The organism is Pantoea sp. R102 (assembly GCF_004916815.1).
GTDB classification, from domain to species: Bacteria; Pseudomonadota; Gammaproteobacteria; order Enterobacterales; family Enterobacteriaceae; genus Pantoea; species Pantoea dispersa.
The window spans coordinates 1-24,518 of the sequence record NZ_SDFT01000005.1 but is presented as its reverse complement, the minus strand read 5'-3'; the positions used below and the strand labels follow the sequence as shown (position 1 = coordinate 24,518).

Sequence of the window (24,518 nt, the reverse complement as noted above, 5' to 3'; positions counted from 1 at the left end):
CACCGGCAGCGGCGGCTGCCGGTGCGACAGGCTCAGCTTTAGCTACGTTGCTGCACCACCGACGACTTCACTGCTGACGCTTCCCGCGTGTGTCCCGGCTGCGGCACACGGATAATAAAGGTCAGCACGCCGGCGAACAGGTAGAGCGCGGTATAGGCCCACACCACCCCGACGATATCGAAGAACGGCAGCAGCAGTGAAGCAATTGCCGGGGCAACAAAGTTACTCAGCCCGGCCGACAGATTGTAAATCGATACCGCTGCGCCCTTATGATGCGGTTCCAGCGTCGGGAACACCGCGGTCATCGGCACAAAGGCAGCGACAAAGATCCCCAGCATGATCGCCGGAATCAGCGCCACCCAGAAGTTATGCCCGGCATACAGCGGCAGGTAGTAAAACGCCAGGCTGGAGATCGCCATACCGAGACAGCCGAACCAGCGCACCTGACGGATCCAGCCCAGCTTCTCACCGGTAATGCCCCAGAAAATATTGGTAAAAATGGTGACGAAGAAGAACACCGCCCAAATCTGCAGCCATTCGGAGATGGTAAAGCCGAGCCGATCGACAAACAGCAGCGGCATGATGATGGCAAAACCGAACAGCGACAGCGTATTGATGATGCGGATCAGGCAGGCATAAAACACATGCTGGTTGGTGAACAGAATGGTTACGGCACGCGACATCTCCGTCATCTTATCGCGCAGCGGCAGATTAACGCGTGAACGGTCCACCGGCACGTTGCGCAGGCTGAAGTAGGCCAGCACGCCGCCGCACGCCACCCAGACAATCGCCAGCCATAAGGTGCCGGTTTCGCCCAGCATCGGGATGGTCAGGCTCGGCAGGTAGCTACCCACCACGCCAATCCCCACGGAGTACATCGCCCAGAACCAGCCGGTGGCGGCGGCCAGCTTGTCACGCGGCAGCACCTGCACCAGCATCATCATGAACGAGTAGATAAACAGCGGATAGGCCAGGCCGCGAATGCCGTAAAACAGCACCATCAGCGGATAGTTACGCAGCCCAAGCCCCAGCGACATAAACAGCGCATGCATGACGATCCACAGCACAAAGCCAATCATCATGGCGCGCTGCGGCGTAATCAGCTCCGCCACCACGCCTGAGGCCCACGCCGCCAGCGCGGCGGCCAGACCATAAAACGTAAACACCACCGCCGACTGGGCCGGCGAAAAGCCCATGTCAGTGATGTGGCGCGAGAGAAACGCCATTTCGAAGCCGTCGCCGGCCATGAAAATGGCGATCGCCAGAAAGCCCCAGAACATCTTTTTCGGTAAGCCAAACCAGTATGCGTTCGATTGCATGACAATCTTCCTTCCGTTCGCTAATCCGATCAGGCAGGCAGCAACGCGCGTGCCTGCTGTTGTTGTACATAGAGTTCACGGAACAGGCGCAGCCGCTGCTGCAGCACGGCCCCGCGCGCCGCATCGGGCTGATAGCGCGCCTGCACCGGCGGCTTCAGGCACACGTCGGCTTCGCTGCCGCCGTCGGCCAGCCACGCCAGTCGCGCCGCACCCAGCGCGCCGGAGGCGCTGGCCGGATGGGTCACTATCGGCAGCTGCAACACGTCGGCAATCAGCTGCGCCCACAGCGTGCTGCGCGCGCCGCCGCCGGTCAGGCTGCACTGCTGAATCTGCTGCTGCGTATCGCCCAGCACCGCCAGACCATCCGCCAGGCCAAACGCCACGCCCTCAATTACCGCATAGCCGAGCAGCGCGCGCGGCGTTTCGTGGCGCAGATGGAAAAATGCCCCGGTCGCCTGCGGATCGTTATGCGGTGTGCGTTCACCGGAGAGATACGGCAGAAACAGCGGCGCCTGACGCAGCTGTTCCGCGCTGAGCTGTGCCATCTCGTCCATCAGCTGGCTTTCGGTGACCGACAGCAGATTGCACAACCAGCGCAGACAGCTGGCGGCGCTGAGCATCACGCTCATCTGGTGCCAGCGTCCCGGCAGCGCATGGCAGAAAGCGTGCACGCCGGATTGCGGATCGGCGCGCAGCCGATCGTTAACCACAAAAATCACGCCCGACGTGCCGAGCGAGATAAAGGCATCGCCCGCATTAACCGCACCGACGCCCACCGCCGACGCGGCATTATCACCGCCGCCGCCGGCCACGCTCACCGTGGCGGCTAAGCCCCATTCGCTGGCCAGATCGGCGCGCAGCGTGGCGCTGACCGCGCTGCCCTCAACCAGTTCGGGCATCTGTGCGCGCGTCAACCCGCTAATCGCCAGCAGTGCGTCAGACCAGTCGCGCTGCGCCACGTCGAGCCACAGCGTACCGGCGGCGTCCGACGGCTCGCTGACAAAGCGCCCGGTCAGACGCCAGCGCAGGTAGTCCTTCGGCAGCAGCACCTTGTCGATGCGGCGGAAGATTTCGGGCTCATGTTCCGCCACCCAGTGCAGTTTCGGCGCGGTGAAGCCAGGCATAATCAGGTTGGCGGCGATTTCCATCATTTGCGGATGGTGCTGGCGCAGCGCATCACACTGCGCCGCGCTGCGTGTGTCGTTCCACAATATGCACGGCCGCAGCACCTCACCGGCGGCATCCAGCAGCACGGCGCCATGCATCTGACCGGAGAGGCCGATGGCGCGAATCGCGGCCCACGCGTCCGGTGCCTGCTGGCGCAGCCCGGCGATCGCCTGACCACACGCCTGCCACCAGCGCTCGGGATCCTGCTCCGCCCAGTGCGGATGCGGGCGCTGCACGCTGAGCGTGGCGTGATTCGACGCCACAATCTCGCCCTGCGGGTTAACGATCAGCGCTTTGAGTTCAGAGGTGCCAATATCAATGCCGAGATACATGCTGTGCGCTCCTTACACCGTCGCCGGCTGCAGCAGTTGCTGCTCTATGGCGTCTACGCTGCGCGTCACCAGCGCATGAAAAGCGCGGTCATCGGCCAGTTCGGCAAACAGCGCGCGGTCGCTGAGGAACCGCTGCAGTGCATCCTCACCGGCCAGCTGCTGACGCAGCGCATCAGCATTGAGCACGCCATCCTGATAGGCATACGGCAGCTGGTTACTGGCCCAGCGTTGCAGGAACAGGTAGAACAGCGCAGGCAGCACGGCGGTAGCGGTCGGTTCTGCGCCGCGCTGATAGCATTCGCGCAGCGTCGGCGTCACCATGCCGGGAATCTTCGACAGTCCATCGGCACCAACGCGCTGGTTGGTGTCTTTGATGTAGGGATTGCTAAAGCGCGCCAGCACCACATCGCGGTAATCCGCCAGATCGAGCGGGCTGGGCGACAGTGACGGGATCACGTCCTGCGTGATGTAGTCGTACGCCAGCTGATAGATCGCGGGCTGACGCGTGCTGTCATCAATGTAGTCATGGCCGGTGAGCGTGCCGGCCCAGGCAATCGCTGCGTGCGTGGCATTGAGAATGCGGATTTTCGCCTCTTCCCACGGTAGCACCGACGCCACCAGCTCCACGCCCACCTTTTCCAGCGCCGGGCGTCCGGCGATAAAATCATCCTCAATCACCCACTGGATAAACGATTCCGCCATCACCGCCGCGCCATCGTCTTTGCCGGTGGCCGCTTTGACGCGTTCGGCGACATCCGGCGTGGGGCGCGGCGTGATGCGATCCACCATGGTGTTTGGCGAAGTGGTGTTATCGCGCACCCAGCTGGCCAGCGCACTGTCGCCCTGCGCGGCGAGAAACGCCAGCATGCCGTGACGGAAACGTTCGCCGTTGTGACGCAGGTTGTCGCAGTTGAGCAGCGTGACCGGCGCACCGCCGCTGGCCACGCGCTGGCGCAGAATGCGGGTCAGCGCGCCGTAAATAGTGCGCGCCTCACCATGGAGATCGGCCTGAATATCCGCCTGGCTGAGATCGAGTTCATGCGCCGGCGTCAGGTAATAACCCGCTTCGGTCACGGTAAAACCGATCACTTTTGTCTCAGCGCTGGCGCCCTGCGCCACCAGCGCGCTGATCTCTGCGTCCCACGGCAGAATGGTGCGCAGCGAAGTAATGGTTTCATACGCGCGCTCGCCCTCCGGCGTTACAGTTTCCAGTACGTACTCGCCGTTTTGCGTCTGCAGCTGGTTGAGCAGCGCTACCGCATCGCCGCGGATGTTGCCGAGCGCGATGCTCCAGCTGTCATCGCCCTGCTGGCGCAGCTGGTGCAGATACCACGCCTGATGCGCGCGGTGAAAAGAGCCTGCGCCGATATGCATCCACACTGATTTCGTCGTCATAGTTGCCTCGAAATAAACATTTGCCACAATGGAGGGCATTTGCCCGATGAGGCGTAGCATAGTCGCCGCCGGGGCGATCGTTCTGCGAGATCCATCACATTTAATACTTTTGCTCTTTTTTAGGGCTTTTGCTCAGTTAACGCTTCAGGGGCAAGACGCGATAAACTGGCGCATCGGAGTTTGACGGAACAAGGCGATGAGCAGAGAAGAGAAGAAGCAGGAGCTGGCAGCGCGGGCAGCGTGGATGTATTACGTGGCGGGCGTCACGCAGCAGGAGATTGCGCGCGCGCTGGGCTTATCGCGGCAGGTGGCGCAGCGGCTGGTCTCCAGCGCGCGTGAAATGGGCATGGTCAGCGTGAAGATCGACCATCCGGTTACGCACTGCCTGCATCTGGCGCGCGAGATCGAACAAAAGTTTGGTTTGACGCTGTGCCGCGTGGTGCCGTCAGCCGGGCTGGATGATGAGGCGATTCAGCAAATGCTGGCGGTGGAAGGCGCGGCGGTGATGGCGCAGTTTATCAACGAAGAGACGCCGCAGGTGTTTGGCATCGGTTCCGGCAAAACGCTGCGCTCAATGATTGATGCGCTGCCGTGGGTTGAACGGCCACAGCATCAGTGTGTGTCGATGATCGGCGCGATTGCGCGTGACGATTCCGGTACCCGCTACGACGTACCGCTGAAAATGGCGGAGAAGATGCAGGGCAAATATTTCTTCATTCCGGCGCCGCTGTATGCTGACACGCCGCAGGATAAGACGATGTGGGTGCAGCATCAGGTCTATCAGCGCGTCACCCAGCGTGCGCTGCAGGCGAACGTGGCGTTTGTCGGCATTGGCGAAGTGATGCCGGGCTGCCCGCTCAATGCCGAAGGCTTTATCACCGATGCGCAGGTAGAAGCGCTCAACGCGCGCGGCGTGGTGGGTGAGATGCTGGGGCATTTTTTCAATCAGCAGGGAGAGCGGGTGTACGGCGAAACCGATGAGCTGCTGACCAGCGTGCTGCTGGAGAGCCAGACGCAGCGCAATATCATCGGCTTTGCCGGCAGCGCGCGCAAATACGCAGCGATTCACGCCGCGCTGCACGGCGGCTGGATCTCCGGGCTGGTGACGGATGAAGACACCGCGCTGAAACTGCTGCATGATTAATTAAAAATTTCTGTGATTCGTCACGGCGCGATGTATCGCGCGGATTGGTCCGCCGCATCGCCGGGAAACGCGCAATACATTGCGCCGCAACGGTTCAGAAACCTATTTCAACGATCCCTTTAAAAACTGCTGCAGGCGCGGGCTTTTCGGGTTGCCGAACAGTTCGTCTGGCGCGCCCTGCTCTTCGATTTTGCCCTGATGCAGGAAAATCACGTGGTTGGATACGTGACGGGCGAACTCCATCTCGTGCGTCACTACCACCATGGTTTTGCCCTCTTCGGCCAGCTTCTGCATGATGCGCAGCACTTCGCCTACCAGCTCCGGATCGAGCGCTGAGGTCGGTTCGTCAAACAGCAACACTTCCGGCTCCATCGCCAGCGCGCGGGCAATCGAGACACGCTGCTGCTGGCCGCCTGACAGATGCACCGGGTATTTGGCACGCGCGCGCGCATCAATACCGACTTTATCGAGATATTTAATTGCCCGCTCGCGCGCTTCGGCTTTGCTCAGCCCCAGCACCTGAATCGGTGCTTCAGTGACGTTATCCAGCACCGTCATGTGGCTCCACAGGTTAAAGTGCTGGAACACCATGGTCAGCCGGGTACGCAGCGAACGCAGCTGCTCCTTGTTGGCCACTTTCAGCTGGCCATCGGTGTCGCGCACCAGGTTTATCGCCTCGTTGTTAACCGCGATGGTGCCTTCACTCGGCTTTTCGAGGAAGTTGATGCAGCGTAAAAAGGTACTTTTCCCGGAACCGGACGAGCCAATAATGCTGATCACATCGCCGGCGTTGGCCTGCAGCGACACGCCCTTCAGAACTTCATGTTCACCGTAACGCTTATGCAGTTCGGTAACGCTTAATTTATTTTCAGCCATAGTCATACTCAGTGCGACGAAGAGGGTTTCACATGCGCGAGGAAGCGGCGCTCCGCAAGGCGGAACAGGCTAATCAGCACGTAAGAGATAATCAGGTACAGCACCGCAGCGATGCCGAACGCGGTGAACGGCTGATAGGTCGCCGAGTTGATATCGCGCGCGATTTTTAGCAAATCCGGCACGGTGGCGGTGAACGCCAGCGCGGTGGAGTGCAGCATCAGAATCACTTCATTGCTGTAAGCGGGCAGCGCGGTGCGCAGCGCCGACGGCAGAATGATGCAGCGGTAAAGTTTAAACGGCGAGAAACCATAGGCGCGCGCGGCTTCGATTTCACCGTGCGGTACGGCGCGAATGGCACCGGCAAAAATCTCGGTGGTATAAGCACAGGTGTTCAGGGTAAATGCCAGCAGCGTACAGTTCAGGCCACTGCGGAAGAAGGCGTTCAGCAGCTCGGAGCCTTTCACCACCTCCAGCGTATACATGCCGGAATAGAACACCAGCAGCTGCACATACAGCGGCGTGCCGCGAAACACATAGGTAAACAGCCACACCGGCGTGGAGATATAGCGATTGGGCGACACGCGCGCGATGGCCAGCAGCACCGCAAGGCTGCCGCCAATCACTACGGACAGAATCAGCAGCCACAGCGTGATGGCCACGCCGGTAAAACGGTAACCGTCGGTCCAGAGCAGTTGTTTCCAGTACTCCTGAATAATCTCGATCATAACTCTGCCCTTTTCACCCCTACCGAGTAGCGACGTTCAAGCCACCACAGCACGCCGTTGGACAGCGTGGTAAACACCAGATAAATCACCCCGGCAACAATCGCGAAGTAGAACGGTTGCCAGGTACTTTTGCCGGCCAGCTGCGTGGCTTTTACCACATCTTCAAGGCCGAGCAGCGACACCAGCGCGGTGGCTTTGAGGATCACCTGCCAGTTGTTGCCGATGCCGGGCAGCGCAAAGCGCATCATCGCCGGGAACAGAATGCGACGGAAAGTTTGCGCGCCGGTAAAGCCGAAGGCGGTGGCGGCTTCAATCTGCCCTTTCGGCACCGCGAGAAACGCGCCACGGAAGGTTTCAGTGAAGTAAGCACCGTAGATGAAGCCGAGCGTAATAATACCGGCCACCATCGGGTCGATATCAAACTGTGCCATGCCGAGCGCATCGGTTACGGCGTTGAGGGCAATCTGCAGACCGTAAAAGATCAGCAGCATCAGCACCAGGTCGGGCACGCCACGGATTAGCGTGGTGTAGCCTTCAAAAATCATCGCCAGCGGGCGATTGCGGGAGAGTTTGGCGCCGGCCCCTATCAGGCCCAGCACCACGGCCAGTACCACCGAGCTGAGCGCCAGCTCAAGGGTCACCAGCGTGCCTTTGAGAATTACTTCAGAATAGCCATACAACATGGGTTCGATCCTGTCGTGAGGGAAATAAACAAACGCTGTCCAACAACACACGGACAGTCCTGACCAGGATGTGAATCACGGAAGGATGGTGGCAAGCGTATGAACTCCGGGAGTTTACATAAGTAAGCGCCCGGAGTGAATAGTTATGACCCACGTTAGCGTGACTCAATACATCCGTTCAGGAACAGGAGTCTTAATCGCCGTAAACGTTGAAATCAAAGTACTTCTTCGCAATCTTGTCGTAGGTACCGTCTTTGCGCATGTCGTTAAAGGCTTTGTCGATGGCAGCTTTCAAATCAGCGTCATCTTTACGCAGGCCCATACCGGTGCCGACGCCAAAGATTTTGTCATCTTTCACCGCCGGACCGGCGAACGCGTAGTTTTTCCCGACCGGCTGCTTGAGGAAGCCTTCGCTCGCCTGCACTTCATCCTGGAACGCCGCATCAATACGACCAGCATTCAGGTCCTGATACACCAGATCCTGGTTGGCATACGGCGTGACGGTCACCCCTTTTGGACGCCAGTATTCATTGGCGTAGGTTTCCTGCGTGGTGCCCTGCAGCAGGCCGATGTTTTTGCCCTTCAGCGACTCAATGGTCGGCTGCAGTTTAGACCCCTTTGGCGCCACTAAACGCGCGTTCGCTGCATACAGTTTTTCCGAGAAGGCGATCTCTTCCTGACGTTTCTCGGTGATCGAGAGTGAAGAGATGATGGCGTCAATCTTCTTCGCTTTCAGCGACGGGATCAGCGCATCGAAATCACTTTCCACATAAGTACATTTGGTCTTGATACGCTTACAGATCTCGTTGGCCAGGTCGATATCAAAGCCAACCAGCTGGCCCTGCGCGTTCTTGGACTCAAACGGCGGGTAAGTTGGATCGGTCCCGATGCGCAGCGACTGCGGTACCGCCGCGAACACGCTCGCAGCGCCGGACATAGCCAGCATCAGAGAAAGAGCCAGAACTCGCTTTTTCATAGGTAACCCTCAAGTGAAGTGCTTATTGTTATGTGGTGCGTGATGTGTTTGCGCTGAATGTTTTGCAGGTTTCATGCCAGTTGTGCAAATCGGCGAAACTGTGCGCAGGCGCACTAAATACCGCGTCCATCTGGGACGCAAGCACTTAGTTTGTGAGGGAAATATAACAGCGGTGTGAGGAAGAAAAAGTGAGATTGTTAACTTTTGGTGCACAAGATGCACGAACAGTGATCGGCCCCGCGCTTTTGCACGCATTCAGTGCATTATTGCACCATCATGCACCCTGCCAGCGGGTAAACAGATCTTCCGGCAGCTCGATATCAAACTGATCCAGCACGCGGTTGACCGTCTGATCAATCAAATCGTCGATGCGCTGCGGGCGGTGATAAAACGCCGGCACCGGCGGCATAATCAGCGCCCCGAGTTCGGCAGCGGTGGTCATCATGCGCAGATGACCGAGATGCAGCGGGGTTTCCCGCACGCACAGCACCAGCCGGCGCTGCTCTTTCAGCACCACGTCGGCGGCGCGCGTCAGCAGACTGTCGCTGTAGCTGTGCACAATGCCGGACAGGGTTTTCATGGAACACGGCAGAATTGCCATACCCAGCGTTTTGAACGAGCCGGACGAGATGCTGGCGGCGATATCGCGCACATCGTGCACCACATCGGCCAGCGCCTGCACGTCACGCAGGCTGTAATCGGTCTCCAGCGCCAGCGTCTGCCGCGCCGCCGGGCTCATCACCAGATGGGTTTCCACTTCGGCTAACGGTTGCAGCACCTGCAGCATACGCACGCCGTAGATCGCGCCGCTGGCGCCGGAAATACCAATGATGAGTCGTTTCATAATTCAGCCTTGCTGCAAAAGAGTGCGCCAATAATAGCCGCTCCGCCGCCATAAATACAAAAACAAACAGGGCGGGATTGCGCCCGCCCTGTTTCGTCTGCCTGAGACTGACCTTAACCTTCGTTATGCAGTTCCAGGTTTTCCACTTCGTTCTGACGCGCAATCGCTTTGGCATCGTCGTTACGCAGCGACTGCAGATATTCCAGATACTGCAGGTCAACATCTTTGGTGACGTAGATGCCGTTGAACACCGAGCATTCGAACTGGGCAATATCCGGGTTCTCTTCACGCACCGCGTCGATCAGATCCTGCAGATCCTGGAAAATCAGCGCATCGGCTTTAATCAGCTGACGAATCTCTTCCACTTCACGGCCGTGCGCAATCAGCTCGGTAGCACTCGGCATATCGATGCCGTAGACGTTAGGGAAGCGAATTTCCGGTGCCGCCGACGCCAGATAGACGCGCTTCGCGCCCGCTTCACGCGCCATCTCGATAATCTGCTCAGAGGTGGTGCCGCGCACAATCGAGTCATCCACCAGCAGCACGTTTTTATCGCGGAACTCAGCACGGTTGGCGTTGAGCTTACGGCGTACCGCACTGCGGCGCAGCTGCTGGCCCGGCATGATAAAGGTACGGCCCACGTAGCGGTTTTTCACAAAACCCTGGCGGTACGGCTTATCAAGAATACGGGCGATCTCCAGCGCGGTATCGGTCGAGGTTTCCGGAATCGGGATCACCACGTCAATATCGAGATCTTCCCACTCGCGGGCAATTTTCTCGCCCAGCTTGGTGCCCATGCGCACGCGTGCGCTGTAGACGGAGATCTTGTCGAGGAACGAGTCCGGACGCGCAAAATAAACGTACTCGAACAGGCACGGATTGCTTTTCGGGTTCTCTGCGCACTGGCGCGTCGAGAGCTGACCCTGCTCGGTGATGTACACCGCTTCGCCTGGCGCAACGTCACGAATAAATTCGAAGCCGAGCGTATCCAGCGCCACGCTCTCTGAAGCCACCATGTATTCGGTGCGGCCATCGGCCAGCTCACGCTTGCCCAGTACCAGCGGACGGATACCGTTAGGATCGCGGAACGCAACCATGCCGTGACCGATAATCATCGCCACCACGGCGTAAGCGCCGCGCACCTGCTGATGCACTGCCGCCACGGCAGCAAAAATGTTGTCAGCTTCCAGCGGATAGTGCTGAAAACGATCCAGCTCCTGAGCAAAGATGTTGAGCAGGATTTCGGAATCTGAGGTGGTATTCACATGACGGCGACCGACTTCGAACAGCTGCTTGCGCAGTTCATGGGCGTTGGTCAGGTTACCGTTGTGAGCCAGCGTGATGCCGTACGGCGAGTTCACGTAGAAGGGCTGCGCTTCAGAGGCGCTGGAGCTGCCGGCAGTCGGATAACGCACGTGGCCGATACCCATATTTCCCTGCAAACGCTGCATGTGGCGCGCTTCAAATACGTCGCTGACCAGGCCATTGGCCTTACGCAGACGGAAGCAGTTCAGCGCATCGATGGTACAAATGCCGGCGGCATCCTGCCCGCGGTGCTGCAGCACCGTTAACGCGTCATAGATCGACTGGTTTACTGGCATAAAACCGGTGATACCAACAATACCGCACATGTTGTCATTTCCTCATTAGCCGCACTCCCGGTGTTACCGGGGTAAAAAACTCGACGTGCTTTTCAGGTAATCGAAAAACCACCTGATGATGTAACTGAACTGGGGAATGAGTTGAGACTGTTGCCAGTCCGGACTTTTTGAAAAGCCGGTGAATGTATCAAGGAAGAAGAGAATGGCGGATACAATCAGCACGCCACGCAACGCCCCGAAACAGACCCCCAACACCCTGTCGGTTCCCGACAAGCCGGTTTTCTCAACCAGCGAGCCGATCACATAGTTCACGATGGCACCCACAATCAGGGTGGCAACGAATAACACCGCGATGGCGATGCCGTTGCGAACCAGTTCGTCGTCAAAACCTGTAAACCAGACTGCAAGGTAGGCGTAGTAATGACTGGCGACAAAAAACGCGCATCCCCAGGTAACAAGAGATAAGGCTTCCCGGACAAACCCGCGAATCAGGCTGACCAGAGCCGAAAAACCAACTACCGCAATAATGACGTAATCAATCCAGATCATGAACGCTTCCAGTACAGTGCATTTGCACCCCTGCATCCAGTTCGGGGCGCATTCTAACAGAAAAAGAAAACGTTTGCGTAGGGTTTTCCGGTTCTGTCCCGAGAAAAAGGGCGATGAAAAAAACTTTCCTCGCCCTTGTTGATGCCAGCCATTTAACCTGCTGATATTCCATAAATTTTCAGTAACGCTTCGCTAAAAAACACGCCAAAAGCCGCGCCTGTTTCTGCTATCGGCGCGGCTTATCAGTTGATCAGCGTGTGCTGTACGGCTTCACAACACCGCCGAGGCCGGAGATGCCTTTCAGCTCACCGAGTGCGCCCTGCAGTTTCGCTTTGGACGCATCCGGCCCCACGTAAATGCGGGTGATCTGCCCCTGCACCGGCGTCGACGGCACGGTAAAGGCGCGATAGCCGGAGAGCCGCAGCTGCGCCACGATCTCATTCACTTTGGCGGCGTTCTTCAGGGCACCGAGCTGCACCACATACGCCTGTCCTGCTGGCGCGGCCGGCTCGCTCTGCTTCGGCGTTTCCGCCGCTTTAGGCTGCTCTGTAGTTTTTGGCTGTTCTGTCGCTTTCGGTTGTTCTGCCGGCTTCAGTTTCGGCTGCTCCACCGGTTTAGGCTTCGGCTGCTCGACCGGCTTCGGCTTCACCTGCTCTGCCGGCTTCTGCTGCTGGTGCACCGGCGGCGGCGTCACGACGCTGGGCTGGCTGTTTTGCGCTGGCTGCGTGCTGCCGCTGGCGGCACTGCTCTGCGTTGCGCTGCTGGCGGGCGCCTGCTGCGCCGCGCTCGCACCTTCCGGCGGCTGCGACGGCAGCGGCTGCGTCACCGGCGGCACCATTTCGCTGTCCTGCTGATCGTCAGGCTTTGGCACCAGCGGAATCGCCGCGAACTCCTCTTTATAATGCTTTTTCTTACCGTCCAGCAGACCCGGTAACACGATGACGCCAATCGCCACCAGAATCACCGTGCCCACTAAACGATTCTGAAACTTACTTGCCACTGCCGTTCTCCGCTGCCATCGATTGCATCACCTGCGCTACGGTGTGGAACGAGCCGCACACCAGAATCACATCGTCGGGCTGAGCCTGCTGCCGCGCCGCCTGCCACGCGGCTTCAACGCTCTGCCAGGCGCTGCCGCCCTGCAGATGCGCCATCAGCTCATCAGCGGACGCCCCGCGCGGGCCGTCGAGCGGCGCGCAGTACCAGCGGTTGACCTGCGGTGCCAGCGCAGCCAGCGTCCCGGCGATATCCTTGTCGTGCAGCATGCCAACCACCGCATGCACCGTGCCGTGTGCCGGCAGCTCAGCGAGACGTGAAGCCAGATAATAAGCCGCATGCGGATTGTGTGCCACATCAAGGATCACGCGCGGCGCGGTGCTGACCGTCTGGAAACGTCCCGGCAGAATCGCCAGCGGCAGGTGCTGACGAATCAGCGCCTCGCTCACCGTCAGGCCGGAAGCGCGCAGCGCCGCAATGGCGGTGGCCGCGTTAGGGAGCGGCACCTGGGGCAGCGGCAGATCGCGCAGTTCACCCTGGGCATCCTGCAGCGTCCAGCTGTCGCCCTCGCGCTGCCACTGCCAGTCGCGGTTAATTTGTAACAGCTGCGCACCCTTCTCCGCGGCCACCTGGGCAATGGTGTCGGGCATATCGGCCTCGCCGACCACCGCCGGTTTACCGCCGCGGAATACGCCGGCCTTCTCGCGGCCGATGCTGGCGCGATCCGGCCCCAGCCAGTCGGTGTGGTCCAGCGCAATGCTGGTGATCACCGCCACGTCGGCGTCGACAATGTTCGTCGCATCCAGCCGGCCGCCCAGCCCCACTTCCAGAATCACGACATCCAGCTGCGCTTCACGGAACAGATTGAGCGCGGATAGCGTGCCAAACTCAAAGTAGGTGAGCGAAATATCGCCGCGTCCGGCCTCGATGGCGGCAAAGCTGGCGCTGTGCCGGGCTTCATCCAGCTCAGCACCCTGCACGCGCACGCGTTCGGTGTAACGCACCAGATGCGGCGAGCTGTAGACGCCAACGCGATAACCTGCGGCCATCAGCAGGGTTTCCAGCGTACGGCAGGTGGTGCCTTTGCCGTTGGTGCCGGCGACGGTGAAGACAAACGGAGCGGGTTTTAGCAGGTCGAGGCGTGCGGCGACGCGCTGAATACGGTCCAGGCCCAGATCGATAGCCTGAGAATGCAGATGCTCAAGATAATGAAGCCACGTGGCCAGAGGCGACGTGGCTTGCGGGAGGTGAAGAGTGTCCATGTGCCCTGTTAGCTCTTTACGATGTGGTGCATGAATAAAAAGGCGCATCACTCTGCGCCTTTCGGTTGCCTGTCAGGCTTCGTTGCTCTCCGGCTCAGCCGCAGTCGGGCGATCACCATCCTGCAGCGGTGCCGGCAGGTTCATCATTTTCGCCAGCAGGCTGGCCAGCTTAAAGCGCATTTCCGGACGACGGATGATCATGTCGATCGCGCCTTTTTCGATCAGGAACTCACTGCGTTGGAAGCCCGGCGGCAGCTTTTCACGTACCGTCTGTTCAATTACGCGTGGGCCGGCAAAGCCGATCAGCGCTTTTGGCTCTGCGACGTTCAAATCGCCCAGCATCGCGAAGCTGGCGGAGACGCCACCCATGGTCGGGTCGGTCAGTACCGAAATATACGGCAGACCGCGCTCCTGCATTTTTGCCAGCGCCGCACTGGTTTTCGCCATCTGCATCAGCGACTGCAGCGCTTCCTGCATACGCGCACCACCAGAGGCGGAGAAGCAGATCAGCGGGCAGTTGTCTTCCAGCGCCTGCTCAACCGCACGCACGAAACGGGCGCCGACCACCGAGCCCATTGAGCCGCCCATAAAGGAGAACTCAAACGCGGCGGCCACCACCGGCATACCGTGCAGCTGGCCTTTCATTACCACCAGCGCATCTTTCTCGCCGGTCTCTTTCTGTGCCGCAACCAGACGATCTTTGTACTTCTTCGAGTCGCGGAACTTGAGCAGGTCTTTCGGTTCCAGCTCACTACCCAGCTCTGTCATCGAACCTTCATCCATCAGGCTATGCAGACGCTCGCGCGCGTGCATACGCATGTGGTGGTCGCACTTCGGGCAGACTTCAAGGTTGCGCTCCAGCTCGGCGCGGTACAGCACCTGACCACAGCTATCGCATTTGGTCCACACCCCTTCCGGGATGCTGGCTTTGCGCGAAGGCGTGGTAGTGCTTTTATTCAGTATGCGTTCAATCCAGCTCATTGATGACCTTTCTGTTTAATGCTGACCTGGTCCAGTCTTGTCGTTACTGCTGAAATCACCTTCAGCAGGCCGTAAATGTCGCTCATTAAACCACAACCCGTTCACGCTGTGGATAAAAATCTGGTAACAGGCTTACTGCGACTTGTGCTGACGCGCCTGGCGGCGGTGACGCCACACTTCAATCACGCCTGGCAGTACCGAGACAATGATGATGCCGACAATCAGCAACTTAAGGTTTTCCTGCACCACCGGCAGGTCACCAAACAGGTAACCGGCATAGGAGAATAGCAGGACCCACAGCAGCGCGCCTGTCACGTTAAAGAGCGCGAAGTGGCGATAAGACATGTGTCCCATTCCCGCCACAAAGGGGGCAAAGGTTCGCACGATTGGCACAAAGCGCGCAAGTATAATGGTTTTGCCGCCGTGGCGATCGTAAAAAGCGTGGGTTTTATCGAGGTAGCTGCGGCGGAAAATTTTCGAGTTCGGGTTACTGAACAGCTTCTCGCCAAACAGCCGGCCAATGGTGTAGTTAACCGCGTCGCCGAGGATCGCGGCAATCACCAGCAGCGTCACCATCAGGTGCACGTTGAGGTCGTTGCCCGGCAGCGCCGCCAGCGCACCGGCGACGAACAGCAGCGAATCACCCGGCAGGAACGGCGTAACCACCAGCCCGGTTTCACAGAACAGAATCAGGAACAAAATGGCGTAAATCCAGATGCCGTACTGCGCCACCAGCTCGGCCAGATGCACGTCAATGTGCAGAATGAAATCGACGATAAAGTGGATAAACTCCATAACAGCTAACTCCCTGACACTTTCCGATTAAAATGAATCCGCGAGGAACAACGGTCCCAGCGCAGGCTGAGGTAACGCAAACTGAGCAGGATAATCCACCGCCACCAGATACAGCCCTTCGGCTTTCGCCGTTGCCGCCGCCAGCGTGCGATCTTTCGCCGCCAGCAGCGTGGCCATCCACGTTTCCGGCTGATTGCCGCAGCCAATCTCCAGCAGACTGCCGACGATATTGCGCACCATGTGATGCACAAAGGCGTTGGCTTTGATATCGACAATCACGTACGGCCCCAGGCGCGTGACGTTGAGATGCATCACGTTGCGCCACGGCGTGCGCGACTGGCACTGCACCGCACGGAACGAGGTAAAATCGTTCTCACCCAGTAAAGCCTGAGCGGCGCGGTGCATTTTTTCCGCATCCAGCGGATGGTAAAAATGGGTAATGCCGTTGCCGAGAATCGCCGGGCGCAACCGCTGGTTGTAGATCACGTAGCGATAACGGCGCGCGGTGGCGCTGAAGCGCGCATGAAAGCTTTCCGGCACCGCTTTCACCCAGCGCACCGCAATATCGTCCGGCAGGTTGGCGTTCACGCCCAGCGTCCAGGCGCTGTCGGCACGCGAGGAGGTGGTCTCAAAATGCACCACCTGGCCGGTGCCGTGCACGCCCGCGTCGGTGCGTCCGGCGCAGAACACGCTCACCGGGTGATTGGCCACTTTCGCCAGCGCTTTTTCCAGCTTTTCCTGCACGCTGCGTACTTCATTCTGGCGCTGCCAGCCGTAGTAACGGCTGCCGTCATACTCAATGCCGAGCGCCAGCTTAAACGGGGTCGCGTCTTCCAGCATTAATACAGATACTCCTGCACCAGCTTCTCTGCGGTTTTCACCGCCATCAGCGCGCCGCCGAAGCGGATGTTGTCGGCCACCGACCAGAACTGCAGCAGCTCCGGGATACCGTAGTCGTTGCGCACGCTGCCAATGCTCAGTGCTTCACTGCCGGAGGCGTCGCTGACCGGCGTCGGGTAATCACCGTCGTCGCTCAGGCTGATATCGTCGGCGCGCGCCAGTTCGTCACGCGCTTCCTCCGCCGACAGCGGCCGCAGGTTTTCGATATAGACGATCTGCGCGTTGCCGTAGAACACCGGCGCCTGCACGCTGCTTACCGCAATCGGTAATCCTTCGTCCTGCAGCACTTTACGCACCTGATCGACCAGCCGGCGCTCGCTCGCCACGCTGCCGGCACTGTCCGCCTGCTGCGGCAGCAGGTTGAACGCCAGCTGGCGGCCAAAGTAGTGCTCATCGGCCGGTACGCCGTTCAGCAGCCGCGCGCTCTCACCGGCCAGGCCGTCTACCGCCGCTTTGCCGTGGCTGGAGACCGACACCAGGTTGGTCACCTGCAGACGGCCTAAACCGGCGGTATCCACCAGCGGTTTGATGGCGCTTAACAGCTGGCTCACCAGCGCATCGGCCACGGTAATGATGTTGCGATTGCGGTAATCCGCCAGCACCTGCGGATTGACATCCGGCACCACCAGCGGCACGTCCGGCTCCAGCGCGAACAGGTCGCTGCTGTCAATCACCAGGCAACCCTGGCTGGCGGCTTCTTCGGCATAACGCGCCGACGCCTCGCGACCGGCGGTAAAGAACGCCAGCTGCGCCTGCGACCAGTCAAATTCCGCCGCGTCCTGCACGCGCAGCGAGCGACCGTCAAAGCGCACGCTTTCGCCGGCGCTGTTTTCACTCGCCAGCAGATACAACTCACCAACCGGGAACTGGCGTTCCGCCAGCAGTTCCAGTACAGCGTTCCCTACTGCGCCTGTCGCGCCCAGTAGCGCAATATTCCAGCCGTCAGACATGTTGGTTTACTCCAGACAATGACATAAAAAAGAGAGGCGATGACATGCATCGCCCATTAATTCAGAAAAATCAGAGATTAGTGATTCGCCTGCAGCGTGGCGCTGAAGCCAAGCTGATTGAGCAGCGCCGCGCTCTCCGCCTCATCACAGATCACCTGCAGCGAAGACCACTCGCGGCGCTCGACATACTGCTTGCGCAGGCGATCAAATTCGCCCGGCTGCGCGGCCACTTTGCGCAGCGGCGCATCGTCGCGGCGCACATCATACACCAGATGCACCAGGCGTTTCAGCGTCGGCTGATCGAGCTTGCCGTGCAGCGTAAGGGTGCCAAACTCGGGGCGCGGCAGCAGCGTGTCCAGCGCCACCTGCTGCGGCTGACCAATAAATTCGCTCCAGGCCTCAAACACCTGAGTGGTGCCGCGCGCTTTCCCTTCAAGGGTATAACCGGCGATATGCGCGGTGGCGATATCGACCTTGTCCAGCAGATCGAGGTTGAGATCCGGCTCCGGTTCCCACACGTCCAGCACCACGCTGAGATCGTTACGCAGTTTCAGCACCTCCAGCAGCGCGGCGTTATCCACCACCGGGCCACGACAGGCATTGATCAGAATGGTGTTGGGGCGCAGCGCCATCAGCAGCGCGGCATCCGCCAGATGCCAGCTTTTGTAGCGGCCGTCTTTAAACAGCGGCGTGTGAAAGGTCAGGATATCGGCCTGTGCCACCAGCGCGTCGAGCGAGTGGAAATCTTCGTCATCGCCGCGATCGGCGCGCGGCGGATCGCACAGCAGGGTTTTTACTCCCCACGCGGCGAGGCGTTTAGCCAGCCGTCCGCCCACGTTACCGACGCCGACGATACCCACGGTGCGATCGCGCAGATCAAAGCCGTCGCGTTCGGCCAGCAGCAGCAGCGCGGAGAACACATATTCCACCACCGCAATCGCGTTACAGCCCGGCGCGGCCGAGAAGCCGATACCGGCCGCCGCCAGCGAGGCATCATCGACATGATCGGTGCCGGCAGTGGCGGTGCCGACAAACTTCACCGGCGTGCCGGCCAGCAGCGCGGCATCCACTTTGGTGACGGAGCGCACCATCAGCGCGCTGGCATCCTGCAGTTCGGCTGCCGGCAGCGGGCGGCCCGGCACTGCCACCACCTCTCCGGTGCGGCTGAACAGTTCACGGGCGTAGGGCATATTTTCATCGACGAGAATTTTCACGGCGGCGGTCCTGTCTGCTTGAAATAAACGGGGCATATCATGGCACAAAGCCGGGGATTAACCTAACCGACTGCGATAGCGATCCGGCGTGGTGCCGGCCTGCTGCTGAAACATCACGATCAGCGCGGAGGCGGAGCTGTAGCCCAGCTCGTGGGCGATGCCCTGCACGTTGCAGCCCTGCTCCAGCAGCGCGATTGCGCGCAGAAAACGTAAACGCTGGCGCCACTCGCTGAATGACATCTGCAGTTGCTGCTGACAGCGCCGCGCCAGCGTACGCTCAGTGGTAAACACGCGCTTCGCCCATTGTGCCAGCGTGGTGTTATCACCCGGGTTCTCTTCCAGCGCGCGCAGAATCGGCGCGAGGAATTTATCGTCGGACATCGGCAGATAGCTGGTGTTCACCGGCGCGAGACGCAGCCGATCAATCAGCACTTCGCACAGCCGCCAGTCGGCGTCGCTCTGCGGCTGCTCCAGCGCGCGGCGGGCAAAATCATTCATGATGGCGTGCACGATGGCGTCCACGCTCAGCAGGCAGGCTTTCTCCGGCATGCCGGCGCATAAATCCGCGGCAAGGTTGAAGGTGCGAAACTGCGCCTGACAGTGGTTGTAGCTGCTGTGGCGCTGGCCCGGCGGGATCCAGATCGGCATTTCGGCCGGCGTCAGCAGCCGCTCGCCCTCCACTTCCATCTCCAGCACGTGGCTGGTGACAAATATCGCCTGGCCCCAGTCGTGCTGGTGCGGCAGGTATTCGGTTTTGGCGTTGGTTTGCTCATAGCGCATGAAAAAACGCAGCAGCGGCGCGTCGCGCGGTGGCTGATACTCAACCTGAAGATTCATTCTGTCCGGTCACTAACGAATTTTGTCCGATTTTAACTATCTGCTTTAAACCGGTCAAACGTAAGCTAGTCGCGATTTACATTTGGAGCCGTACTATGAACTTATTGTTACCGCTGGTGGCGGTGCTGATCTGGTCGATCAACACCATCGTCAGCAAGCTGTCTGCCGGCAGCATCGATCCTGCTGCCATCTCTTTTTACCGCTGGCTGCTGGCGCTGCTGGTGCTTACGCCGTTCTGCCTGCCGGGCGTATGGCGCCATCGTCACACCATCAAAACCCAGCTGTGGCGCTTACTGGTGCTGGGCCTGCTCGGCATGGTGCTGTACCAGAGCCTCGCCTATTATGCGGCACACAGCGTTTCGGCGGTGATGATGGGGATTCTTGGCGCCACCATTCCGCTGCTGACCATCCTGCTCAGCCTGGTGGTACTGCGCCTTGCGCCGACGCGCGGCATTCTGATTGGCGGCCTGCTGTCGTTTGCCGGGCTGGTGTGGCTGGTGAGCGCCGGCAACCCGGCGCAGCTGCTCAGCCAGCGCCTCGGCAACGGCGAGCTGATGATGCTGGCGGCCTCAACCTCCTACGCGCTGTACGGCGTACTGACGAAGCGCAGGGCAATCCCGCTGCCGACGTGGCAAAGCCTGTACGTGCAAATCTTCTTCGGCGTGCTGTTGCTGCTGCCCGGCTTCTGGCACGCGCCGGAGGTAGCGCTGAACGCCGACAATATTCCGCTGGTGCTGTTCGCCGGGCTGTTTGCCTCGATTGTGGCGCCGTTCCTGTGGATCCTTGGCGTGCAGCGCCTCGGCGCCAGCACCACCAGTATTTTCATGAACGTGGTGCCGGTGTTTACCGCCCTCATTGCCGTGCTGTTCCTGCACGAACAGTTGCATGCTTACCACTGGATTGGCGGCGGTCTGACGCTGGTCGGGGTGATTCTGGCGCAGCGGCTGAAAACTCCGCTGCGTAAAGCGCGCGTGATGGCTCCGCCGATCAGCGAAAGCTAACCGTCACCCGCAGTCCGCCCAGCAGCGGGCTGCGGTCCAGCTGCAGCTGCGCGCCGTGCCAGGCGCAGATATCCTGCACCAGCGCCAGTCCAATGCCCGCGCCGGGCTGGCTGGCGTGATCGAGCCGGCCAAACGGCTGCAGCGCCTGCCGCTGCTGATCCGCCGCGATGCCCGGCCCGCTGTCTTCAATTTCCAGCACCTTTTGCCGCAGCCGCGCGGTCACCGTGCCGCCGTGCGGCGTGTATTTGATGGCGTTATCCAGCAGGTTGGCGCACAGCTCGGCCAGCAGCAGCGCATCGCCCTGCACCTGGCTCGCCGCCTGCTCTTCAAAGCCCAGATCGATCTGTTTACGCCGCGCCGCCGCATAACCGCTAAAACAGGCCTGCTGCACGATGTCGCTGAGATTGACCTCACTGAAAGGCTTGTCTTCGCCGTGACGCGCCTTGATTTGCGCCAGCTGTAGCAGGCGATCGGTGAGCTGAACGGTGTCGTCCAGCGTGTGGCGCATGCCCTGCAGGCTTTCGCGCCACTGCTGCGGGTCGTCGCTGCTGAGCGCGACGCCAACCTGGGTTTTCAGGATGGTGAGCGGCGTGCGCAGCTGGTGCGACACATCGGCGCTAAAGCGTTCCTGCCGCGCCAGAAGCCCACGCAGCCGCTCCAGATGGCGGTTGAAGGCGACGATCAGCGGCTGCAGTTCGGACCACGGCAGCAGCGACGGCAGCGGCGTCAGTTCGCCCGGCGCGCGGCGCAGCATCATGTGCGATAGCCGGCGCAGCGGGCGCAGCACTTTCCGCAGCAGCAGCCCGGCCAGCAGCAACGTGATCAGCACCAGAAAACTCTGGCTGATCAGCGCGGTGCGCAGCAGACTGTCGGCAAAGGCGTGGCGTGAGTTAAGCGTTTCCGCCACCAGCACCAGCGCCATGCCCTGCACGCCTTCCTCGTTCACCGGCTGCCACAGCGCGGCCACGCGAATCGGCTGCTTGCGGTAGTGCGCATCGTAGAAATGCACCAGCGCCGGATAGACATCGGACAGCGGCGCATTACCCGGCACCAGCGGTAAATCGGGATAGCCGGACAGCGTGTGCCCTTCAGGCGAAATCACCTGGTAGAACAGCTGGTCGTTCATGTTGCGCTCAAAGCTGTCCAGCACCACCCACGGCACATCCACCTCCAGGCGTTGATGACGCACCACCAGCCGCTCGGCCACGGTGCGCGCCGAGGCCAGCAGCGAGCGATCGTAAGCCTGATTCGCCGCCTGCAGCGCGCTCTGATAGTGGGTGTAGACCGACAATCCCCACAGCAGCAGCAGCGGCGCGCCCAGCCACGCCAGCAGTTCACCGCGCAGCGAGTGGATCAGTCGCACGGCTGGCACTCCAGGCTGTAGCCGAGGCCGCGCAGTGTGACGATCGCCACGTCGCTGCCCGCCAGCTTTTTACGCACCCGATGCACATACAGCTCAATGCTCTCCGGGCTGGCCTCATCCGCCAGCGTGAACGTCTGCTCGTACAGATGCTGGCGCGACACCGGCCGACCCGGACGCTGCATCAGCGTCGACAGCACGCTGGCCTCGCGCGGCGTCAGCGGCAGCGGCTTGTGATTCAGCAGGAAATAGCCTTCCGCATCGCGCTCCAGCTGGCCGAGGCTTTGCGTCTGCGTGGCCTGCCCATGACTGCGGCGCAGCAGCGCGCGCAGCCGCGCGTCCAGCTCGTCCAGCTCAAACGGCTTGGTGAGGTAATCATCGGCGCCCGCATTCAGCCCTTGTACGCGCTGTTGCAGCGCGCTCTGTGCGGTGAGCAGCAGCACCGGCACGCGTTGCCCGCGCTTGCGCAGGCGCGCCAGCACCGCAAGGCCATCGAGCCGCGGCAGCGACACATCCAGCACCACCAGCGCATAGTCTTCGCTTTGCAGCACATGATCCGCCGCCACGCCGTCGGCCACCCAGTCCACGGCGAAACCTTTTTGCGTCAGCGCTTTCTGCAGCCAGTTGGCCAGCTCGACGGTATCTTCCACCAGTAAGAGACGCATATCACATCCTGTTAGTTTTGCCGATGGCTGAAAGGTAAATGAAAGGTTGCTGTTTTAACAATTCAGCAACCCCGAATGTTCGGTGGCAATCACACTCTGGAAGAAACAATGGAGCGACAGATGAAAAAAACAATGCGCACCGCCTTCGCCATGACCCTGCTGGCTTTTTCTCTTTCTGCAGCACAGGCTGCGGCACCCGAGCGGACCGAATGTATCGCCCCGGCCAAACCCGGCGGCGGTTTTGATCTGACCTGTAAACTGATCCAGGTTTCCCTGCAGGAAACCGGGCAGATCACCACGCCGATGCGCGTCACCTACATGCCGGGCGGCGTCGGTGCCGTGGCATATAACGCCATCATTGCGCAGCGGCCCGCCGAAGCAGGCACGCTGGTGGCCTTCTCCGGCGGGTCGCTGCTGAACCTGTCACAGGGCAAGTTTGGTCGTTACTCAGTGGATGACGTGAAGTGGCTGGCGGCCATTGGTACGGACTACGGCATGGTCGCCGTGCGCGCTGACGCGCCGTGGAAAACGCTGGGCGAACTGCTGGAGGCGATGAAACAGGATCCGACCAAAGTGGTGGTCGGCGCCGGCGCGTCGATCGGCAGCCAGGACTGGATGAAAACCGCGCTGCTGGCACGGGAAGCCGGTATCGATCCGCGCAAAATGCGCTATGTGGCGTTTGAAGGCGGCGGCGAACCGGTTACCGCGCTGCTCGGCAACCACATCCAGGTGGTATCAGGCGACATGAGTGAAATGGTGCCGCACCTGCAGGGTGGCAAGATGCGCGTGCTGGCGGTAATGAGCGATAAACGTCTGCCGGGCGAACTGGCTGACATCCCGACCGCCAAAGAGCAGGGCTTCAACGTCGAGTGGCCGATCATTCGCGGCTATTACCTCGGCCCCAAAGTCAGCGATGCCGATTATCAGTGGTGGGAACAGACGTTTAAAAAACTGGTGACCACCAAAGAGTTTCAGCAGCAGCGCGATCTGCGCGGCCTGTTTGAGTTCAACCTGTTCGGTAGCGAGCTGGACGCCTACGTCAAGAAACAGGTGGCAGATTACCGTGAACAGGCGAAATCGTTCGGCCTGGCGAAATAACGGAGGCACAGATGAGCGATCGTATCTTTGCGGCGGTGTGGCTGGTGCTCTGCATCGTCGGGATGGTTATCGCCTGGCAGATTCAAAGCGAGTACAGCTACGAGCCGGTTGGCCCGCGTCCTTTCCCGCTGCTGCTGCTCGGTCTGATGGCGATCTGCGCGGTGATGATGCTGCTGCGCAAGCCGGACGCCGTACAGTGGCCGGTGGCGGCAACGCTGAAAAAGCTGCTGGCGCTGTGCGTAATGCTGATGGTGTACGGCTGGCTGTTTGAGAAGCTGGGTTTTGCCCTGTGTACCACGCTGCTGACCTTCGGCATCGGCATGCTGTTTGGCGCACGCTGGTGGGCAGCCGTCCTCTCCGGTGTGGTAATGGGTGTGGCGCTGTTTTACGCCTTCGATCGTCTGCTGGACGTTACGCTGCCGGTCGGCAGCTGGTTCAGTTAACAGGAGTCAATTATGGATACCTGGTCTTTTCTGATGCAGGGTTTCGCCGTCGCCATGACGCCGGAAAACCTGATGATCGCCCTGATTGGCTGCTTTATCGGCACCATCGTCGGCCTGCTGCCGGGGCTTGGCCCGATTAACGGCGTCGCGATCCTGATGCCGCTGGCGTTTGCGCTGCACTTACCGGCGGAATCCGCGCTGATCCTGCTGGCAACGGTGTACATCGGCTGCGAATATGGCGGGCGCATCTCGTCGATTCTGCTTAACGTGCCGGGGGATGCCGGCGCGATCATGACCGCGCTGGATGGCTATCCGATGGCGCAGCAGGGCAAAGCCGGCGTGGCGCTGTCGATCTCGGCGGTCAGCTCATTCATCGGCTCAACCATCGCCATCATCGGCATCATT

Annotated in this window: 25 protein-coding genes; 5 read left to right on the top strand and 20 right to left on the bottom strand. The window is 60.3% G+C overall.

Annotated elements, in window-relative coordinates:
* Positions 1 to 38: 38 nt before the first annotated feature.
* From ERD80_RS00685 to dalD, 3 genes are read right to left on the bottom strand one after another with little or no spacing between them, the layout of a single operon-like run.
* Positions 39 to 1,319 carry an MFS transporter gene (locus ERD80_RS00685; protein WP_021509191.1) on the bottom strand — a complete coding sequence of 427 codons (1,281 nt, stop codon included), beginning with the start codon at positions 1,317 to 1,319 and terminating at the stop codon, positions 39 to 41.
* Positions 1,320 to 1,348: 29 nt separating this feature from the next.
* Complete coding sequence (gene xylB / locus ERD80_RS00680; protein WP_021509190.1) at positions 1,349 to 2,818, bottom strand: xylulokinase; 1,470 nt, start codon at positions 2,816 to 2,818, stop codon at positions 1,349 to 1,351.
* Between the two features lie 12 nt (positions 2,819 to 2,830).
* Positions 2,831 to 4,213 carry a D-arabinitol 4-dehydrogenase gene (gene dalD, locus ERD80_RS00675; RefSeq protein ID WP_136545523.1) on the bottom strand — a complete coding sequence of 461 codons (1,383 nt, stop codon included), beginning with the start codon at positions 4,211 to 4,213 and terminating at the stop codon, positions 2,831 to 2,833.
* A 196-nt stretch (positions 4,214 to 4,409) separates the two neighbouring features.
* On the opposite strand from dalD, the gene ERD80_RS00670 reads away from it, so the two are divergent.
* Entirely contained in the window at positions 4,410 to 5,357 is a 948-nt protein-coding gene (locus tag ERD80_RS00670) for a sugar-binding transcriptional regulator (RefSeq protein ID WP_031280034.1), read from the top strand.
* Positions 5,358 to 5,459: 102 nt separating this feature from the next.
* On the opposite strand, the gene hisP is transcribed toward ERD80_RS00670, so the two are convergent.
* From hisP to ERD80_RS00595, 15 genes are all read right to left on the bottom strand, one after another.
* Complete coding sequence (gene hisP, locus ERD80_RS00665) at positions 5,460 to 6,233, bottom strand: histidine ABC transporter ATP-binding protein HisP (RefSeq protein WP_058769896.1); 774 nt, start codon at positions 6,231 to 6,233, stop codon at positions 5,460 to 5,462.
* Positions 6,234 to 6,241: 8 nt separating this feature from the next.
* Entirely contained in the window at positions 6,242 to 6,958 is a 717-nt protein-coding gene (locus ERD80_RS00660; RefSeq protein ID WP_021509186.1) for an ABC transporter permease, read from the bottom strand.
* Entirely contained in the window at positions 6,955 to 7,641 is a 687-nt protein-coding gene (locus tag ERD80_RS00655) for a histidine ABC transporter permease HisQ (protein WP_058785603.1), read from the bottom strand. Before ERD80_RS00655 ends, ERD80_RS00660 begins: the two co-directional genes overlap by 4 nt.
* Before the next feature lie 193 nt (positions 7,642 to 7,834).
* Positions 7,835 to 8,617, bottom strand: a complete 783-nt coding sequence (argT, locus tag ERD80_RS00650) for a lysine/arginine/ornithine ABC transporter substrate-binding protein ArgT (RefSeq protein WP_031280032.1) — start codon at positions 8,615 to 8,617, stop codon at positions 7,835 to 7,837.
* A 274-nt stretch (positions 8,618 to 8,891) separates the two neighbouring features.
* Positions 8,892 to 9,461: a UbiX family flavin prenyltransferase gene (locus ERD80_RS00645; protein ID WP_058769895.1), complete on the bottom strand. Its 570-nt coding sequence runs from the start codon at positions 9,459 to 9,461 to the stop codon at positions 8,892 to 8,894.
* A 113-nt stretch (positions 9,462 to 9,574) separates the two neighbouring features.
* Complete coding sequence (gene purF / locus ERD80_RS00640) at positions 9,575 to 11,092, bottom strand: amidophosphoribosyltransferase (protein ID WP_021509182.1); 1,518 nt, start codon at positions 11,090 to 11,092, stop codon at positions 9,575 to 9,577.
* A gap of 33 nt (positions 11,093 to 11,125) precedes the next feature.
* Positions 11,126 to 11,611 carry a colicin V production protein gene (gene cvpA / locus ERD80_RS00635; RefSeq protein WP_021509181.1) on the bottom strand — a complete coding sequence of 162 codons (486 nt, stop codon included), beginning with the start codon at positions 11,609 to 11,611 and terminating at the stop codon, positions 11,126 to 11,128.
* A gap of 250 nt (positions 11,612 to 11,861) precedes the next feature.
* Positions 11,862 to 12,611, bottom strand: a complete 750-nt coding sequence (gene dedD / locus ERD80_RS00630) for a cell division protein DedD (protein ID WP_136545522.1) — start codon at positions 12,609 to 12,611, stop codon at positions 11,862 to 11,864.
* Positions 12,601 to 13,869: a bifunctional tetrahydrofolate synthase/dihydrofolate synthase gene (gene folC, locus ERD80_RS00625; protein ID WP_058758422.1), complete on the bottom strand. Its 1,269-nt coding sequence runs from the start codon at positions 13,867 to 13,869 to the stop codon at positions 12,601 to 12,603. Before folC ends, dedD begins: the two co-directional genes overlap by 11 nt.
* Positions 13,870 to 13,941: 72 nt before the next feature.
* Positions 13,942 to 14,850, bottom strand: a complete 909-nt coding sequence (accD, locus tag ERD80_RS00620) for an acetyl-CoA carboxylase, carboxyltransferase subunit beta (RefSeq protein ID WP_021509178.1) — start codon at positions 14,848 to 14,850, stop codon at positions 13,942 to 13,944.
* A gap of 132 nt (positions 14,851 to 14,982) precedes the next feature.
* On the bottom strand, positions 14,983 to 15,645 hold the full coding sequence (locus ERD80_RS00615) for a DedA family protein (protein WP_010617492.1): 663 nt from the start codon (positions 15,643 to 15,645) through the stop codon (positions 14,983 to 14,985).
* Between the two features lie 27 nt (positions 15,646 to 15,672).
* Positions 15,673 to 16,485: a tRNA pseudouridine(38-40) synthase TruA gene (gene truA / locus ERD80_RS00610; protein ID WP_125309518.1), complete on the bottom strand. Its 813-nt coding sequence runs from the start codon at positions 16,483 to 16,485 to the stop codon at positions 15,673 to 15,675.
* Positions 16,485 to 17,495, bottom strand: coding sequence for an aspartate-semialdehyde dehydrogenase (locus ERD80_RS00605; RefSeq protein WP_058775824.1), 1,011 nt, complete (start codon positions 17,493 to 17,495; stop codon positions 16,485 to 16,487). Before ERD80_RS00605 ends, truA begins: the two co-directional genes overlap by 1 nt.
* A gap of 77 nt (positions 17,496 to 17,572) precedes the next feature.
* The gene (pdxB, locus tag ERD80_RS00600; protein ID WP_136545521.1) at positions 17,573 to 18,709 is read right to left on the bottom strand and encodes a 4-phosphoerythronate dehydrogenase PdxB; all 1,137 of its coding nucleotides are present in this window, start codon (positions 18,707 to 18,709) and stop codon (positions 17,573 to 17,575) included.
* 57 nt (positions 18,710 to 18,766) lie between these two features.
* On the bottom strand, positions 18,767 to 19,546 hold the full coding sequence (locus ERD80_RS00595) for a helix-turn-helix transcriptional regulator (RefSeq protein WP_136545520.1): 780 nt from the start codon (positions 19,544 to 19,546) through the stop codon (positions 18,767 to 18,769).
* A gap of 95 nt (positions 19,547 to 19,641) precedes the next feature.
* Between ERD80_RS00595 and ERD80_RS00590 the strand changes: the two genes are divergently transcribed.
* Positions 19,642 to 20,547, top strand: a complete 906-nt coding sequence (locus ERD80_RS00590) for a DMT family transporter (protein WP_136545519.1) — start codon at positions 19,642 to 19,644, stop codon at positions 20,545 to 20,547.
* Here ERD80_RS00590 and ERD80_RS00585 read toward each other — a convergent pair.
* On the bottom strand, positions 20,534 to 21,910 hold the full coding sequence (locus ERD80_RS00585) for a sensor histidine kinase (RefSeq protein ID WP_136545518.1): 1,377 nt from the start codon (positions 21,908 to 21,910) through the stop codon (positions 20,534 to 20,536). The two genes, ERD80_RS00590 and ERD80_RS00585, sit on opposite strands and share 14 nt — an antisense overlap.
* Positions 21,901 to 22,572 carry a transcriptional regulator TctD gene (gene tctD / locus ERD80_RS00580; RefSeq protein WP_058782029.1) on the bottom strand — a complete coding sequence of 224 codons (672 nt, stop codon included), beginning with the start codon at positions 22,570 to 22,572 and terminating at the stop codon, positions 21,901 to 21,903. Before tctD ends, ERD80_RS00585 begins: the two co-directional genes overlap by 10 nt.
* A 132-nt stretch (positions 22,573 to 22,704) precedes the next feature.
* Between tctD and ERD80_RS00575 the strand changes: the two genes are divergently transcribed.
* From ERD80_RS00575 to ERD80_RS00565, 3 genes are all read left to right on the top strand, one after another.
* The gene (locus ERD80_RS00575) at positions 22,705 to 23,670 is read left to right on the top strand and encodes a tripartite tricarboxylate transporter substrate binding protein (RefSeq protein WP_236569509.1); all 966 of its coding nucleotides are present in this window, start codon (positions 22,705 to 22,707) and stop codon (positions 23,668 to 23,670) included.
* Between the two features lie 11 nt (positions 23,671 to 23,681).
* Positions 23,682 to 24,113, top strand: coding sequence for a tripartite tricarboxylate transporter TctB family protein (locus ERD80_RS00570; RefSeq protein ID WP_058769887.1), 432 nt, complete (start codon positions 23,682 to 23,684; stop codon positions 24,111 to 24,113).
* 12 nt (positions 24,114 to 24,125) lie between these two features.
* Positions 24,126 to 24,518 (top strand): tripartite tricarboxylate transporter permease (locus tag ERD80_RS00565; RefSeq protein ID WP_211145550.1); only part of this gene is annotated, 393 nt, incomplete at its 3' end.

Coding starts and splice junctions, on each gene's coding strand:
- ERD80_RS00685 (WP_021509191.1), bottom strand. CDS start 1,319: ATGCAATCGAACGCATACTGGTTTGGCTTACCGAAAAAGATGTTCTGG.
- xylB (WP_021509190.1), bottom strand. CDS start 2,818: ATGTATCTCGGCATTGATATTGGCACCTCTGAACTCAAAGCGCTGATC.
- dalD (WP_136545523.1), bottom strand. CDS start 4,213: ATGACGACGAAATCAGTGTGGATGCATATCGGCGCAGGCTCTTTTCAC.
- ERD80_RS00670 (WP_031280034.1), top strand. CDS start 4,410: ATGAGCAGAGAAGAGAAGAAGCAGGAGCTGGCAGCGCGGGCAGCGTGG.
- hisP (WP_058769896.1), bottom strand. CDS start 6,233: ATGGCTGAAAATAAATTAAGCGTTACCGAACTGCATAAGCGTTACGGT.
- ERD80_RS00660 (WP_021509186.1), bottom strand. CDS start 6,958: ATGATCGAGATTATTCAGGAGTACTGGAAACAACTGCTCTGGACCGAC.
- ERD80_RS00655 (WP_058785603.1), bottom strand. CDS start 7,641: ATGTTGTATGGCTATTCTGAAGTAATTCTCAAAGGCACGCTGGTGACC.
- argT (WP_031280032.1), bottom strand. CDS start 8,617: ATGAAAAAGCGAGTTCTGGCTCTTTCTCTGATGCTGGCTATGTCCGGC.
- ERD80_RS00645 (WP_058769895.1), bottom strand. CDS start 9,461: ATGAAACGACTCATCATTGGTATTTCCGGCGCCAGCGGCGCGATCTAC.
- purF (WP_021509182.1), bottom strand. CDS start 11,092: ATGTGCGGTATTGTTGGTATCACCGGTTTTATGCCAGTAAACCAGTCG.
- cvpA (WP_021509181.1), bottom strand. CDS start 11,611: ATGATCTGGATTGATTACGTCATTATTGCGGTAGTTGGTTTTTCGGCT.
- folC (WP_058758422.1), bottom strand. CDS start 13,869: ATGGACACTCTTCACCTCCCGCAAGCCACGTCGCCTCTGGCCACGTGG.
- accD (WP_021509178.1), bottom strand. CDS start 14,850: ATGAGCTGGATTGAACGCATACTGAATAAAAGCACTACCACGCCTTCG.
- ERD80_RS00615 (WP_010617492.1), bottom strand. CDS start 15,645: ATGGAGTTTATCCACTTTATCGTCGATTTCATTCTGCACATTGACGTG.
- truA (WP_125309518.1), bottom strand. CDS start 16,485: ATGCTGGAAGACGCGACCCCGTTTAAGCTGGCGCTCGGCATTGAGTAT.
- ERD80_RS00605 (WP_058775824.1), bottom strand. CDS start 17,495: ATGTCTGACGGCTGGAATATTGCGCTACTGGGCGCGACAGGCGCAGTA.
- ERD80_RS00595 (WP_136545520.1), bottom strand. CDS start 19,546: ATGAATCTTCAGGTTGAGTATCAGCCACCGCGCGACGCGCCGCTGCTG.
- ERD80_RS00590 (WP_136545519.1), top strand. CDS start 19,642: ATGAACTTATTGTTACCGCTGGTGGCGGTGCTGATCTGGTCGATCAAC.
- tctD (WP_058782029.1), bottom strand. CDS start 22,572: ATGCGTCTCTTACTGGTGGAAGATACCGTCGAGCTGGCCAACTGGCTG.
- ERD80_RS00575 (WP_236569509.1), top strand. CDS start 22,705: ATGCGCACCGCCTTCGCCATGACCCTGCTGGCTTTTTCTCTTTCTGCA.
- ERD80_RS00570 (WP_058769887.1), top strand. CDS start 23,682: ATGAGCGATCGTATCTTTGCGGCGGTGTGGCTGGTGCTCTGCATCGTC.